The 14,832-nt window shown below is 70.0% G+C and carries 14 protein-coding genes and 1 tRNA gene; 9 read left to right on the forward strand and 6 right to left on the reverse strand.

From position 1 onward, the window contains the following. The first annotated feature begins 87 nt into the window (after positions 1-87). The 5 genes from BMZ47_RS06940 (at position 88) to BMZ47_RS06960 (ending at position 4,866) form a co-directional block, all read left to right on the forward strand. A complete protein-coding gene (locus BMZ47_RS06940; protein WP_007561728.1) occupies positions 88-948 on the forward strand; it encodes a cytochrome c oxidase subunit 3 in 861 nt (286 codons plus the stop codon). A gap of 149 nt (positions 949-1,097) precedes the next feature. Then, positions 1,098-1,472, forward strand: coding sequence for a DUF983 domain-containing protein (locus BMZ47_RS06945; protein ID WP_007561726.1), 375 nt, complete (start codon positions 1,098-1,100; stop codon positions 1,470-1,472). 8 nt (positions 1,473-1,480) lie between these two features. Continuing rightward, entirely contained in the window at positions 1,481-2,239 is a 759-nt protein-coding gene (locus tag BMZ47_RS06950; protein ID WP_167369005.1) for an SURF1 family protein, read from the forward strand. 205 nt (positions 2,240-2,444) lie between these two features. Next, positions 2,445-3,560, forward strand: a complete 1,116-nt coding sequence (gene sfnG / locus BMZ47_RS06955; protein ID WP_007561724.1) for a dimethylsulfone monooxygenase SfnG — start codon at positions 2,445-2,447, stop codon at positions 3,558-3,560. Between the two features lie 49 nt (positions 3,561-3,609). After that, positions 3,610-4,866, forward strand: coding sequence for an SfnB family sulfur acquisition oxidoreductase (locus BMZ47_RS06960; RefSeq protein ID WP_091860054.1), 1,257 nt, complete (start codon positions 3,610-3,612; stop codon positions 4,864-4,866). Positions 4,867-4,955: 89 nt separating this feature from the next. Here BMZ47_RS06960 and BMZ47_RS06965 read toward each other — a convergent pair whose 3' ends face one another. The 3 genes from BMZ47_RS06965 to BMZ47_RS06975 all read right to left on the reverse strand — a co-directional run bounded on the left by BMZ47_RS06965 (position 4,956) and on the right by BMZ47_RS06975 (position 6,416). Continuing rightward, positions 4,956-5,843 carry a cation diffusion facilitator family transporter gene (locus BMZ47_RS06965; RefSeq protein WP_091860056.1) on the reverse strand — a complete coding sequence of 296 codons (888 nt, stop codon included), beginning with the start codon at positions 5,841-5,843 and terminating at the stop codon, positions 4,956-4,958. A 97-nt stretch (positions 5,844-5,940) separates the two neighbouring features. After that, entirely contained in the window at positions 5,941-6,162 is a 222-nt protein-coding gene (locus BMZ47_RS06970; protein WP_091860058.1) for a hypothetical protein, read from the reverse strand. A gap of 5 nt (positions 6,163-6,167) precedes the next feature. Then, a complete protein-coding gene (locus BMZ47_RS06975; protein WP_091860060.1) occupies positions 6,168-6,416 on the reverse strand; it encodes a hypothetical protein in 249 nt (82 codons plus the stop codon). Between the two features lie 98 nt (positions 6,417-6,514). Between BMZ47_RS06975 and queA the strand changes: the two genes are divergently transcribed. Next, on the forward strand, positions 6,515-7,579 hold the full coding sequence (queA, locus tag BMZ47_RS06980; protein ID WP_091860062.1) for a tRNA preQ1(34) S-adenosylmethionine ribosyltransferase-isomerase QueA: 1,065 nt from the start codon (positions 6,515-6,517) through the stop codon (positions 7,577-7,579). Next, positions 7,576-8,715, forward strand: coding sequence for a tRNA guanosine(34) transglycosylase Tgt (gene tgt, locus BMZ47_RS06985; protein ID WP_091860064.1), 1,140 nt, complete (start codon positions 7,576-7,578; stop codon positions 8,713-8,715). The genes queA and tgt overlap by 4 nt, the downstream gene beginning before the upstream one ends. A 5-nt stretch (positions 8,716-8,720) precedes the next feature. Here tgt and BMZ47_RS06990 read toward each other — a convergent pair whose 3' ends face one another. The 3 genes from BMZ47_RS06990 to BMZ47_RS07000 form a co-directional block, all read right to left on the reverse strand. Continuing rightward, positions 8,721-9,776 (reverse strand): hypothetical protein, encoded by a 1,056-nt coding sequence (locus BMZ47_RS06990; protein WP_208601021.1) that lies wholly within the window; start codon positions 9,774-9,776, stop codon positions 8,721-8,723. 204 nt (positions 9,777-9,980) lie between these two features. After that, positions 9,981-10,057: transfer RNA gene (locus tag BMZ47_RS06995), tRNA-Pro, on the reverse strand. 79 nt (positions 10,058-10,136) lie between these two features. Further along, entirely contained in the window at positions 10,137-10,829 is a 693-nt protein-coding gene (locus BMZ47_RS07000) for a 4'-phosphopantetheinyl transferase family protein (RefSeq protein WP_091860066.1), read from the reverse strand. A 127-nt stretch (positions 10,830-10,956) separates the two neighbouring features. Between BMZ47_RS07000 and BMZ47_RS07005 the strand changes: the two genes are divergently transcribed. Together BMZ47_RS07005 and ligA are read left to right on the forward strand one after the other, a co-directional pair. After that, positions 10,957-12,240, forward strand: coding sequence for an MFS transporter (locus tag BMZ47_RS07005; RefSeq protein ID WP_244536748.1), 1,284 nt, complete (start codon positions 10,957-10,959; stop codon positions 12,238-12,240). Between the two features lie 64 nt (positions 12,241-12,304). Further along, on the forward strand, positions 12,305-14,779 hold the full coding sequence (ligA, locus tag BMZ47_RS07010) for an NAD-dependent DNA ligase LigA (RefSeq protein ID WP_091860070.1): 2,475 nt from the start codon (positions 12,305-12,307) through the stop codon (positions 14,777-14,779). The last annotated feature ends 53 nt before the right edge of the window (positions 14,780-14,832 follow it).

Below are 14,832 nucleotides of genomic sequence, written 5' to 3' on the forward strand. Positions count from 1 at the left end.
GGGCGTCCTGTATGCGGCGCCCGGCCAAGAGCGATAGGCCGGATGCCGGGAACGGCGCGGGGCGTCAGGGTGAGGAGCGACGGGACGATGGCCGAGGCGCACGCCAAGAATCACGATTTCCATATTCTGAACCCGAGTCCGTGGCCGTTGATGGGCGCCTTCTCGGGCTTCCTGATGGCGTTCGGCGCCGTGTTCTGGATGAAGAGCCTCCAGATCGGCACGCTGACCCCGGGCCCCTACATTTTCGGCCTCGGCACGATCGGCGTGCTCTACACCATGTTCGCGTGGTGGAAGGACGTGGCGCACGAGGCCAATTCCGGCGATCACACGCGCGTCGTCCAGCTCCATCACCGCTACGGCATGATGATGTTCATCGCCTCCGAGGTGATGTTCTTCGTCGCGTGGTTCTGGGCTTACTTCGAGGCGGCCCTCTACACCGCCGACCCGATCCAGGTCTCCCGGGTCGAGTTCACCGGCGGCGTCTGGCCGCCGAAGGGCATCGAGGCGTTCGATCCCTGGCACCTGCCGCTGCTCAACACGCTGATCCTGCTGACCTCCGGCACCACCGTCACCTGGGCGCACCACGCCCTGCTGCACGGCGACCGCAAGGGCCTGAAATACGGCCTCTGGCTGACGATCATCCTCGGCGTGCTGTTCACCGCCTGCCAGGCCTACGAGTACAGCCACGCGGAGTTCGGCTTCTCCGGCAGCATCTACTCGTCGACCTTCTTCATGGCGACGGGCTTTCACGGCGCCCACGTCATCATCGGCACGATCTTCCTGGCCGTCTGCCTGTTCCGCGCCTATGCAGGCCAGTTCACGCCGCGCCAGCACCTCGGCTTCGAATTCGCGGCCTGGTACTGGCACTTCGTCGATGTGGTGTGGCTGTTCCTGTTCGCCGCGATCTACGTCTGGGGCTCGGGCGTCTTCCACGGCGCCGCGCACTGAAGCATCCATCCCGCCGCCGCATGGCGGGCCTGTGAAAGGGCGGCTCAGGCCGCCCTTTTTCGTGTTCAACGCAGCGCGATCCCCATATCGGTGGGGACGGCCGGGCGGCGGCGCGAACGCGGCTTCCCGGGCCGGTCTGGAGTGTTGACGTGGACCAAAGAACCTACCCGCAGCCGCCGCCCGTCCCCACGGGTCTGCGCGGTCGGTGTCCGCGCTGCGGCGAGGGCCATCTGTTCCAGGGTTACCTGACCCTGCGCCCGTCCTGCGAGGCCTGCGGCCTCGACTATGCCGGCTTCGATTCGGCCGACGGACCGGCCTTCTTCGTCATGTCCATCGTCGGCCTCCTCGTGGTCGGCCTGGCCCTCTGGATGGAGATCACTTACGAGCCGCCGATCTGGGTCCACGCGCTGGTCGCCGGCACCCTGTCGATCGGCCTGAGCCTGATCCTGGTCCGTCCGCTCAAGGGCATGCTGATCGCGCTCCAATACAGCAACAAGGCCGAGCAGGGGCGCTTCGAGCAGTGAGCCGAGCTATGCCGCGCGCAGCCGCCTGGCGCGATCTCGTCGCGCCCGGCATCGCCTCCCTGATCGCCCTGGCGATCCTGCTCGGCCTCGGGATCTGGCAGATCGAGCGGAAGACCTGGAAGGAGGAGCTGATCGCGCGGATCGTCCGCCAGATCAGGGCCGAGCCAGTGGCGCCGCCGGCGCCCGACGCCTGGGATCCGGCGCGGGACGAGTTCCGCCACGTGCGCGTGTCCGGCCGCTTCGCCAACGATCGCGAGGCCCTGGTCCACGGTCTGGCGGCCGGCGAGACGCCAGGCCGGGCGCTGCAAGGCTACTACGTGATCACGCCGCTCCTGCGGGCGGACGGCGGCACGGTCCTGATCAACCGCGGCTTCGTCCCGACCGAGCTGAAGGCCCAGGCCGATCGCAGGGACGGCCTGATCGAGGGCCCGACCACCGTGACCGGGATCCTCCGGGCCAGCGAACCGCGGGCGATGTTCGTGCCGGAGGCGGATCCCGCCCGGGGCGAGTGGTTCAACCGCGACGTCGCCGGCATCGCCGCCGCGCGCGGCATCACGGACGCGGCGCCTTACCTCATCGAGGCGGACGCGGTGCCGGGCCAGACGACGTGGCCCCGCGGCGGCCAGCTGAAGGTCGATCTGCCCAACAACCACCTGCAATACGCGTTCACGTGGTTCGCGCTGGCCGCCTGCCTGATCGGCGTCTTCGGGGTGTTCGCCTACCGCCGCCTGCACGATTCGGACGCTTCCGGCACAGTCAAAGAATAAAGGCGCATCGGGCGCAGGCTCTGGCAGAAGAATGCCATCCGGATCGCCACGAAAACGGCATCGCCTTCCTTTGACCTGTGGCCTCTAAGCCAGAATACTTTGCGTGTTCCTGAGCGGTCGCGCAATCTGCATCCTGTATTCAGTTTGCCGCGACCCATCGCAGACGCTGCGGAGCAACGCCTCCGCGCGAACGAGGTAGCGCGCCATGACCGTCGGTTTCGTCCAAGACACGCCGCCTGATCCGATCCGCTTCGCCTATTGGGTGCCCAACGTCTCCGGGGGGTTGGTGATCAGCAAGATCCCGCAACGCACGAGCTGGGACGCCGACTACAACCGTCGCCTGGCGCAGATCGCCGAGGAATCGGGCTTCGACTACGCCCTGACCCAGATCCGCTTCACCGCGGGCTACGGGGCCGAGTACCAGCACGAATCGGTGGCGTTCAGCCACGCGCTGCTGGCCGCGACGTCCCGGCTCAAGGTGATCGCGGCGCTCCTGCCCGGCCCCTGGCACCCGACGCTGGCGGCCAAGCAGATCGCCACGATCTCCCAGCTCACCAACGGCCGGATCGCGGTCAACATCGTGTCGGGCTGGTTCTCGGGCGAGTTCCGGGCGATCGGCGAGCCCTGGCTCGATCACGACGAGCGCTACCGCCGCTCCGAGGAATTCATCCGCAGCCTGCGGGGGATCTGGACGCAGGACAACTTCACCTTCCGCGGCGATTTCTACCGCTACACGGACTATACCCTGAAGCCGAAGCCGGCCGATCCGCTGCCGGAGATCTTCCAGGGCGGCTCGTCCCGGGCGGCGCGCGACATGGCGGCCCGCGTCTCCGACTGGTATTTCACCAACGGCAACACGCCGGAGAATATCCGCGCCCAGGTCGACGACATCCGCGCCAAGGCCGCCGAAACCGGCAACCGCCCGCGCATCGGCGTGAACGCCTTCGTGATCGCCCGCGACACCGAGGAGGAGGCGCAGGCCGTTCTCCAGGAGATCATCGAGAACGCCGACCCGGATGCCGTGAAGGCGTTCGGCCACGAGGTGAAGAACGCCGGCAAGGCCTCCCCCGAGGGCGAGGGCAATTGGGCGAAATCGAGCTTCAACGACCTCGTCCAGTACAACGACGGCTTCAAGACCAACCTGATCGGCACGCCGGACCAGATCGCCGAGCGGATTCTGGCGCTCAAGGATGCCGGGGCCGACCTCGCCCTGCTGGCCTTCCTGCATTTTCAGGAGGAGGTCGCGTATTTCGGCACCCATGTGATCCCGCGGGTCCGAGCGCTCGAGGCCGCGCGCGAGAGCCGCGCCGAGGCGGCCTGATCGCCGCGCCTGATCTCATCAGACGAAACCGTCCCATTCGGAGTGAGCCATGAACATCGCGGTCGATGCGCGCACGCTCGAAACCCGGACACGCCAGGGCGTCCCAGGCCCGGCGCGCCCGCCCTCCCCCGCCCACGTGATCCGTGACGATGCCGAGGCCCTGGCGGTGGCCCACGGCTTGGCCGCCGAGTTCCGCCTCGGCGCGTCCGAACGCGACCGGAACCACGCGCGGCCGCTGGCAGAACTCGACGCCTTCTCACAGAGCGGCCTGTGGTCGATCAACGTGCCCAGGGCCTATGGCGGCCCGGAGGTCTCCTACAAGACGCTGGCGCAGGTCATCGCGATCATCTCGGCGGCCGATCCGGCCATCGGGCAGATCGCGCAGAACCATCTGGGAATCGTGGCGGCGATCCGTACGGTCTCGGACGAGCCGCAGAAGCAGCTGCTGTTCGGGGAGGTCCTGCGCGGCACCCGGTTCGGCAACGCCTTCTCCGAGCGCGGGACCAAGCGGGCGGCCGATTTCGAGACCCGGTTCACCGATCACGGCGACCACGTGATCGTGCGCGGCCAGAAATTCTACGCCACCGGGGCGCTGCTGGCCCATCTCGTGCCGATCGTCGCCCTCGATGCCGAGGGGCGGGCCTGGTACGCCATCGCCGAGCGGGACGCGCCCGGGCTCAGCGTGATCGACGATTGGTCGAGCTTCGGCCAGCGCGGCACGGCAAGCGGTACTGTGCTGATCGAGGATGTCCGGGTGGAGAAGACTCACCTGGTCCCGGCCTGGAGGGGCTACGAGGCGCCGAGCGCGGACGGGGCGATCTTCCAGATCATCCAGGCCGCGGTGGATGCCGGCATCGGCCGCGAGGCCCTGAACGACACGATCCGCTTCGTGCGCGAGAAGGCGCGGCCCTGGATCGACAGCGGGCAGGAACGCGCCTCTGACGACCCCTATACGATCCAGGCGGTGGGCGACCTCACCATCCGCCAGCATGCGGCCGAAGCCCTGCTCGACAAGGCCGGGCTCGCCCTCGACGCGGCGGTGGCCCGGCCGGATGCGGAGAGCGTCGCCGCCGCGCAGCTCGCGGTCGCAGAGGCGAAGGTGCTGACCACGGATATCGCCCTGGCCGCCTCCAACAAGCTGTTCGAACTCTCCGGCACCCGCTCGACGCTGGCCGCCGAGAATCTCGACCGGCACTGGCGCAACGCCCGGACCCATACCCTGCACGATCCGGTCCGCTGGAAGGTCGCCATCGTCGGCAACCACGCGCTGAACGGCGTCGCGCCGCCGTTCCACGCCTGGAGCTGAGCCGTGAACTGAAAACCCGTGTCGGCGTCCCGGCGGCAGGCTCCGGGACGCCGACACGCTTGATGTACCGGATACGGAACCCGTGCGAGTCAGAGGACCGGCAGGCCCCGGGCCTTGGCCTCCTCGCCGGGCTCGACATGGATGGTGACGACCGCCCCGGGAATCGTGGTTTCCAGCGCATTCTCCAGCCGGTCGCAGATGGCGTGCGAAGCCTCGACGGTCATGGTCCCGGGGACCACGAGATGGAAATCGATGAAGGTCGCCTGCCCGGCGGAGCGAGTCCGGACATCGTGGGCTTCCAGGGCGCCCTCCCCGTGGCGGGAGATCAGCGAGCGGATCTCGCAGACCATGTCGGCCGGCGCCGCCCGATCCATCAGCCCGTCGACCGATTCGCGGACCATGCGGAAGCCGGACCAGAGGATGTTGAGTGCCACCAGACCGGCCACCGCAGGGTCGAGGATCGGATAGCCGGTCAGCCACACCGCGGCGACGCCGACGAGGACGCCGCACGAGGTCACGACATCGGCCACGATGTGGCGCGCATCCGCGATCAGCGCCGGTGAGCGCCAGGCCCGGCCCCAGCGCATCAGCGCCCAAGCCCAGGCGGCGTTGATCCCGCCGGCCCCGAGATTGATGGCGAGGCCCAGGGCCGGCGCGTCGAGGGGCTTCGGCGCCAGCAGGCCGAAATAGGCCTCCCGCAGGATCAGGATCGCGGCCACGATGATGAGCGCGCCTTCGATCACCGCGGAGAAGAATTCCGCCTTGTGGTGCCCGTAGGGATGCTCGGCGTCGGCCGGGCGCGCGGCCACCCGCAGGGCCACGAAGGCGCCGACCGCCGCGACCACGTTGATGATGCTCTCGAGCGCGTCCGAGTAGAGCGCCAGGCTGCTGGTGAGCCAAGCCGCGTAGAACTTCAGCACGGTCACGATGAGGCCGATACCGGCGCTGAGGAGGGCTGCTTTCTGGGTCCGGTCCATGGGATGCGCCGATCACGGGTCGACGTGCCCATACGGGATGCAGCTTGCCTCAGGCCACGGCAAAGCTTCGACGCTGGCGAAAGAGTCTTAGCTTCGGCTATGCCTCGGTCGGCTGTGCGGCCGGGCTCCGGGCGGCCTCGCGCTGGCGGCTGCGTTCGGCCTTGGCCCGCGCATCCGCCGCCTTCCGCAGAATCCGGCGCCGCTGCCAGCCGAAGCGCGCCGACGCCGCGATCGCCTCCAGGCGTGCCGCTTCGCGGTCCCAATAGCCGACGAGCTGGCCATCCAGGGTCACGCGACCGATTCGGCTCGTCTTCAGCATCGTGCTCAGTCCCGCGGTGAAGCCGGCTCGGCGGTCTCCGAGACGATCAGCGCTTCCGCGTCGCCGCGGAAGCTTCCCGCCCCGGTATTCGGCACCGGCACGGCCGGGCTGCCGAAGGGCTCGCTCGGATAGGCTTCCTCGAATTTGGCGCGGGCGTTGTCCGGATCCTCGGCTTTGAGGATGATCTGCTCGGTGCCGGGCAACGGCCAGCGGGGATCGGCGGCATCGCGGGGTCGCACGGCGTACCAGGGCATATGTCGGGCCTCTCCCGCTTCGGTGAGGCGAGAACCGGCAGGGGTGCGAACCGGTTCCGAGGTTGAAACCGCGTCCGGTTCGGTGCAGGCACCCGGCGATGCGCGTGGACCTGTTCGATTTCGATCTGCCGGAGAGCTGCATCGCCCTGCGCCCGGCCGAGCCGCGGGATGCCGGGCGGCTCCTCGTCGTGCGTCCGGGCGATGCGCTGGCGGATTGCAGCGTGCGCGACCTGCCCGGTGCGCTCCGGGCCGGCGACGCCTTGGTCTTCAACGATACGCGGGTGATCCCGGCGCGCCTCATCGGCGTGCGCACCCGCCCCGGCGCTCCGGGGCAGCGCACCGAGGTGATGCTGCACCTGCGCGAAGCGCCGGCGCGCTGGCGCGCCTTCGCCCGGCCGGCCAAGCGCCTGACGGCCGGCGACGCGCTTCAGTTCGGGGACCTCCGCGCCACCGTCTTCGAGAAGGGCGAGGCCGGCGAGATCGTCCTCGATTTCGACCGCGCCGGCGCAGCGCTCGACGCTCAGATCGCGCTGGAAGGCGCCCTGCCCCTGCCCCCCTATATCGCCGGCAAGCGCCCCACCGACGCCCGCGACACGACCGACTATCAGACCGTCTATGCCCGCCATCCCGGTGCCGTCGCCGCGCCGACCGCGGGGCTGCACTTCTCTGATGACCTGCTGGCGGCGATCGACGCGGCCGGCCTGCAGCGCCACCACGTCACCCTGCATGTCGGCGCCGGGACGTTCCTGCCGGTCAAGGCGGACGATACCGAGGGCCACCGGATGCATGCGGAGATCGGCATCCTCGATGCCGAGACCGCCGCCGCCCTCAACGCGGTCCGGGCCGCCGGCGGCCGGATCGTCGCGGTGGGCACGACGGCCCTGCGCCTGCTGGAGAGCGCCGCGAGCCCCGCGGGCACGCTCTCGGCGTTCTCGGGGCCGACCGACATCTTCATCACGCCCGGCTACCGGTTCCGCGCGGTCGATGCGCTCGTGACCAATTTCCACCTGCCGCGCTCGACGCTGTTCATGCTGGTCTCGGCCTTCTCGGGCCTCGACACGATGCGGGCGGCCTACGCGCACGCGATCCGGAGCGGCTACCGCTTCTACTCCTACGGCGACGCCAGCCTGCTGTTTCCGGGCCCGCGCGCGGACATGCCATGACCGAAACCGTGCCCTTCGGCTTCACCCTGCACGGGCAGGACGGCACCGCCCGGACCGGCGAGATCGCGACGCCGCGCGGGAACATCCGCACGCCGGCCTTCATGCCCGTGGGCACCGCCGCGACCGTCAAGGCGATGTATCCCGGTCAGGTCCGGGAGCTCGGCGCCGACGTCGTGCTGGGCAACACCTACCACCTGATGCTGCGCCCCGGCCCCGAGCGGATGGCGCGGCTCGGCGGCCTGCACACCTTCATGAACTGGGACCGGCCGATCCTGACCGATTCCGGCGGCTTCCAGGTGATGTCGCTCTCGGCCCTGCGGAAGATCGACGAGCAGGGGGTGACCTTCCGCTCGCATATCGACGGCACGGCCCATCACATGAGCCCGGAGCGCTCCATCGAGATCCAGGGCCTGCTCGGCTCCGACATCCAGATGCAGCTCGACGAGTGCGTGCGCCTGCCGGCCGAGCACAAGGCGATCGAGAAGGCCATGCACCTGTCCCTGCGCTGGGCGGAGCGCTGCCGCGTGGCGTTCGGCGAGCAGCCGGGCAAGGCCATGTTCGGCATCGTCCAGGGCGGCGACGTCCCGGCGCTCCGCATCGAGAGCGCCCGCGCCCTGACCGACCTCGACCTGAAGGGCTACGCGGTCGGCGGCCTCGCGGTCGGGGAGCCGCAGGCGGTGATGTTCGCCATGATCGAGACCGTGGAGCCGCACCTGCCGCAGGCCAAGCCGCGTTACCTGATGGGCGTGGGCACGCCCGACGACATCCTGGGGGCGGTCGCCCGCGGCATCGACATGTTCGACTGCGTGATGCCGACCCGGGCCGGCCGCCACGGCCTCGCCTATACGCGGAACGGCCGGGTCAACCTGCGCAATGCCCGCCATGCCGAGGATACGGCGCCGCTGGATGAGACCTCGTCCTGCCCGGCCGCGCGGGACTATTCCCGGGCCTATCTGCACCATCTCGTCCGGTCGAACGAGATCCTGGGCATGATGCTGCTGACCTGGAACAACCTCGCCTACTACCAGGACCTGATGGCGGGCGCCCGGGCGGCGATCCGCGAGGGGCGTTTCGCGGATTACTGCGCCAGCACCCGGGAGGGCTGGGTGCGGGCCGAGCGCGCCGCCGCCGGATAGGCGCGTTACGGGTGGGCCAGGACCCGGTAGAACCCGGCCGGGTCGCCGGCGCCTGCGCTGACGGCCTCTCTCAGGCCCGCCACGATCCGCGCCGCCACCGGCAGGCGGTAATGCAGCGCGTCCCAGTAATTCGCGTCCTGCGTGGTCACGGGCGAGGCGAAGCGGAAATCGACCACGACGGCTCCGTGTCCGGCACCGATCGCCACGACACGGGCCTTGCAGGCCTGCTCCCGCCGGCCCGCCGGGGTGTCGGGCGCGCCCTGCGCGGCCGCGTGGACCGGCATGAAGGCGAGGAGCTTCAAGGCGTTCTGCGGGACGCGTCCGAGGAGCGCATCGAGCCGCGCGAGCGCCGGCATCGGGGCATCCGGCCGCTCGGAGGATGCCGCCGAATCGAGGGCGCCGGCCCGGATATGCGCGCGGGCACGCGCGGCATCGTACAGAGCCTCGGGCGGCGTGAAGACGGCGTAGCCGTCGGGGCGGATTCGCGGGCGGGTCAGGCCGAGGCGCGCGAGCCCCGCCTGCGTCGCGGTCGTGAGCGCGCGCAGGCTGAACTGGTGCAGGACGCCCCAGGGTGTGCCGGTCTCGTAGATCCAGTCCGGAAAGGCGTTGGCGGTGCGGGCCGGCGGATCGGCGGCGCACCAGGTCGAGTCGAGGCCGAACAGGACCGCCTTCACCGGCCGGTGCGCGAGGAAGAGTTCAGCCAGGCGGATCTGCTCGTCCGGGGTCGCGGCGTTCATGGCCAGATTGGCGAAGCGCGCGTCGAAGGCGGCATCGAGGGCGGCCGGGTCGAGCAGCCGCGCCGTCGAGGTCCCGAACACGGCGGCGTCGAACGCACCGCCCCGGGCGATCTGCGGGTAGGAGAGGCGCTGGTTCGTATCCATGATCGGGCCCGGCGGATGGCCGGGGGCCGCACGCAAGCCGTAGGGGTCGAGGAGCGCGATGCCGAGCAATGCGGCGACCCCCACGACAGCCGCGCCGATCAGAAACAGCCGTGCAAAGCCGGCCCAGATAGCAGGCGACGTCTCGACGTGGCGGAGACCGGCTTGTGTTTCAGAGGCCATAGGCAGGCCGCATACAAGGTTCGACGGAGGCCGTCGCCCTCGGTCGAACCGCTCCCGCCGAGCAGGCTGCACCGGTCCGCTCAAGACCGTGAGGTCGACAGATTTGTCCGAAAGGATCGCCAAGCGCCGGCGAGCACGTTCCAGGGAACGCGATCGAACCAACAATGCGATAAGGCGGGAAGACCTCCGCTCCCTGAAGGAGCTTGGTCGGAGTGGCAGGATTTGAACCTGCGACCCCCACGTCCCGAACGTGGTGCGCTACCAGACTGCGCTACACTCCGAAGGCCGAATTGCGTGTCCGCAACTGCCGGCAGCGGGCTTATAGCCGCGCCTTTCCCGGACCGCAAGGCCGGTGTTGGGCTATCTGCGCAGACGGCTCGGCCAGTCCTGGGCCAGATGCCGGACCGCGACGGTAGCCGCGCCGGATTGCACCGCCGCCGTGGCTGCGTAATCCGGTCCGGCATCGATGTCGGCAAGGGTCATTGCGCCGCCGTTGGTCATACGAAGAAGGCGCGCGGGCGCGGGCGGCACGCTGACGCTGAAGCGGTCGAGGGGCAGTGACAGGCCGGTGCCCAAGGCTTTCACCACCGCCTCCTTCCGGGTCCATAGGCCGAAGAAGGCCGCGTTGATCGCCGGCAGGGGCTGTGCCGCTAGGGCTGCGGCCTCGTCGGACGCGAAGTGCCCGCGTGCGATGCGCAGGACGTCCGGGATGGGCCTAATCTCCTCGACATCGACACCGATGGCTGCAGTCCGCGTGAGTCCGACGAGGGCGCGGCCCCCGGAATGCGACAGGTTGAAGCCCACGGAGCCGTCGACGAGCTCGGGCTTGCCGGCAGCGCCGGTTTTCAGGCGGATGTCGCCCGGCGGGAGGCCGAGCGCGTCGCCGAGGATCAGCCGAAGCGCTGCATGGCTCGCCTGGTAGCGAGCGCGATCGGCCGGACGGAGGAATCGGCCGGCACGGTCGCGCTCCTTCGCGTCGAGAACCGTGCCGCAGAGTACGAGCTGCGCGGCCGAGAGCGCGAGATCGACGATCCAGACTTCGGCCGCGCTCACGCGACGCCTCCCGGCAGGGCTTTGCAGGCCGTAAGGTGCTTGTGACGGAGCGGCACGGGTTCGGGTCCGGTAACGGCGGGGGAAGGAGCATCGTCGTGCGGCAGCGGGCCGGCAAGTGCATCACGACTTGAGCGGCCGGTCCGATCGGACATGGCTGCAGGCTCCGAATCTGGCCGGGCGGCGCGCCCGCTACGGTGTGTTCTTCGCGACCTATCTCTACCAGGGGCTGATCGCCGGATTCTCGCTGACCGCTCTGGCCAATCACTTGGCCGCGCACGGCGTCGCCGCAACCGAAGTCGGGTTTCACTTCGCCCTGGCCGGCCTGCCCTGGACGCTGCAGCCGATCCTGTGGGGTCCGCTGGTCGATCGCTCCGGGGATCGTCGCATGGGCCGGCGCCGGCCCTTCGCGGTGGCGGCGATCCTCGGGTGTCACGCGACGATCGCCCTGATGCTGCTGCTCGGGGTCGATCAGGTCGGCCTGCTCGGTCTCGCCTTCCTGGTCCATAGCCTGTTCGCGTCCCTGCTCGACACCGCCTGTGACCGGCTGATCATGGACCACGTCCCCGCGGCCGAGCTCGGCCGGGTCAGCGCCTGCACGCGGGCCGGGTTCGTCGCCGGGACCAGCCTCAGCGCCGCCGGTCTCGGATGGATGCTGGCGGGCTACGGGCTGAGCGTGAGCCTGTCCGCGCTGCTTGCCGCCGGCATCCTGGCGAGCCTGCCGATGCTTCTCGTGCGCGAAGCACCCGACGATGCGCTGCTGCATGTCGGCAGGCGCGGGCCGCCGCCGCGGCGCGTGCCGTTCTCGCGTTTCCTGCGCCGTCTCGGCCTCGCCCTGCGGCGGAAGCGGGCCCTGCAGCTGCTCGCCCTCTGCTTCGCCCTCGACGCCGCCCTCGGGCTGTTCGAGCTGCCCTTCTCGATCGATTTGCTCCAGGGCCGGGGCTGGGACCCGGCGACCCTGTCCCGCCTCCAGGCGGGTCTGGCACTCGTGAGCGGGACCGCGGGCGCCTTCGCGATCGGCCTGTGGTCGGATCGTGCCGGGCCGGTGCGGCCCCTGCGGGCCCTGCTGCTCGCGAGCGTCGTGACCTTCGTGCTGGCCGGCATCCTGATCGCGGCCGGCCTGCTGGGGTCGGCCGCCCCCCTGATCCTGGCGCTCACCCATGCGCTGCCGGGCCTGCTGATCGTCGCGCTGATGCCGGCCCTGCTCCAGGCCAGCCGCGGCAGGGCCGGCGCCGCGACGCAGTTCGAGGTCTACATGGCCGCGATGAACCTCGGCTCGGTCGCCGGCACGGCGTTGTCGGGCTGGCTCGTCCCGGTGCTGCCGCTGGCGGCCCTGAGCGGCGTGGTCGCCGCGATGTTCCTCGGCGCCTTCCTGCTGGTCGGGCGCGGCGATCTGCTCGCCCCCCGCGGTTGAGAGAAGCGGGGATGCCGCCCCGCCGCAGGCTCCCGTAGGGCCCGCGATGCGCTAGAACGCCCCCATGCCAACCGCAAAGCCCGATACGCCCGAGCTCGATCTCACCGCCGAGGAGGCGCGGAGCGAGCACGCACGGGTCTCGGACGCGATCCTCGAGGCCGACCGCCTCTACTACCAAGAAGACGCGCCCGAGATCTCGGATGCGGAATACGACCGCCTGCGCCGTCGCTTGGAGGAGATCGAGACCCGTTTCCCCGATCTCGCCGGGACCGGTGCTGCGAGCACGTCGGTGGGCGCGAAGCCCTCGGAAAAGTTCGCCAAGGTTCGGCATGCCGTGCCGATGCTGTCGCTGGGCAACGCCTTCGACGCGGAGGAAGTCGCCGAGTTCGTGGCCCGCGTCCGGCGTTTCCTGGGCTGGCCCGACGAGACGCCCCTCGCCTTCACGGCCGAGCCGAAGATCGATGGCCTGTCGCTGTCGCTGCGCTACGTGGACGGCAAGCTGGAGACCGCGGCAACCCGCGGGGACGGCGAGGTCGGCGAGAACGTCACGGCCAATGCCCGCACGGTCCAGGACATTCCGGCGGTGCTCGGAGGCTCCGGCTGGCCGGAGATCTGCGAGGTGCGCGGCGAGGTCTACCTGTCGCATGCGGATTTCGCCGCGATCAACGCCCGCCAGGAAGCCGCCGGCAAACCGCTCTTCGCCAATCCGCGCAACGCCGCCGCCGGGAGCCTGCGCCAGCTCGATCCGAGCATCACCGCATCCCGCCCGCTGAAATTCTTCGCCTATGCCTGGGGCGAGCTGTCGGGACCGATCGCCGACACGCAATTCGGCGTCCTCCAGCGCTTCGCCACCTGGAGCCTGCCGGTGAACCCCCTCACCCGGACCTTCACCGATATCGAGGCGATGCTCGGCCATTACCGGCAGATCGAGGCGGATCGCGCCGGGCTCGGCTACGACATCGACGGCGTCGTCTACAAGGTCGACGACCTCGCGCTGCAGAAGCGGCTCGGCTTCGTCTCGCGCTCGCCGCGCTGGGCGCTGGCCCACAAATTCGCCGCCCAGGAAGCCACGACGATCGTGGAGGACATCGTCATCAATGTCGGCCGCACCGGCTCGCTCAATCCCCTGGCGAAGCTGCGGCCCGTGACGGTGGGCGGCGTCGTCGTGTCCAACGCGACCCTGCACAATGAAGGCTACGTGAAGGGTGTGGGCGCCGACGGCGAGTTTATCCGTATCCCTATTGAAGACGGGATAGGTGCCGACGGTCAACCGAAGCTAGAACCCCGCGATATCCGCGTCGGCGATACGGTCACGGTGGTCCGCGCCGGCGACGTGATCCCGAAGGTGATGGATGTCGACCTCACCAAGCGCCCGCCGGATTCGACGCCCTACGCCTTTCCCGAGACCTGCCCGGCCTGCGGCAGCCGCGCCGTGCGCGCGGTCAACCCGCGCACCGGCCGCCCCGACGCGATCCGGCGCTGCACCGGCGGCCTGATCTGCCCGGCGCAGGGTGTCGAGCGGCTCAAGCACTTCGTGTCGCGCAACGGCTTCGACATCGAGGGTTTCGGCGAGACCTATATCGAGGTCCTGTTCGAGGCCGGGCTGGTGCGCCAGCCCGCCGACCTGTTCCGGCTGGATTTCGAGACGCTGAAGGCGGCGGTCGTGGCGCGGCGCGAGGCGCTTTCGGCCGAGCGTCGCGCCGAGGCCGGGGCCACCGAGCCGCCGAAGAAGGCCGCCAAGAAGAAGGGCGAGGAGGAGGACAAGGCGATCAAGAACCTGCTGGCCGGGGTCGAGGCCCGCCGCCGGGTTCCCATGAACCGCCTGCTCTTCGCGCTCGGCATCCCGCAGATCGGCGAGGCCACCGCGAAGGCGCTGGCCAAGCGCTTCCCCGACATGCCGACGCTGATCGCCGCCATCAGGGAGGCGGCGGCTGTCCAGCCGGGGCCGGACTGGGTCGAGCTGACTGCCGTGCCGCGGGTCGGCGGCACGACCCGGGACCGGTTGCTCGATCTCGGCTTCCCCGACGACGCCCCCACCGACGGGCCGCGCGCGCGCCTCAGCGCGCCCCAGCGCGAGAATCTTCTGAAACATTACGGCGACGCCGACGCCGTTCGGGCCGCGCTGGCCCGCGCCGCCGAGCAGAAGCCCGGCGATGCCTATCGGCTGTTCGCCGACGACGGCGAGATCGGGCCGGTCGCGACCGATGCGCTGATCCTGTTCTTCTCCGAGCCGCACAATTCCGACGCCGTCGCGGCCCTGCTGGAGGAGGTGACGGTCGAGCCCATGGAGCGGCCGGCCGCCGCTTCGGCCTTTGCCGGCAAGACCGTGGTCTTTACCGGCACCCTGGAGAAGATGACCCGCAACGAGGCCAAGGCGGTGGCCGAGCGGCTCGGTGCGAAGGTCTCAGGATCGGTCTCGGCCAAGACCGACCTCGTGGTCGCGGGCCCCGGGGCCGGCTCGAAGCTCAAGGATGCGGAGAAGCACGGCGTCCGGGTCGTGTCGGAAGACGATTGGCTGGGGATGGTGGCCGAGGGTTGATGCGCGAGTCGCGCGGGCTTAGACCGGTCTGGAACACCCCGAGAACGTTCCCC

The sequence above is a fragment of the Methylobacterium brachiatum genome, assembly GCF_900113845.1.
Classification (GTDB): Bacteria; Pseudomonadota; Alphaproteobacteria; order Rhizobiales; family Beijerinckiaceae; genus Methylobacterium; species Methylobacterium brachiatum.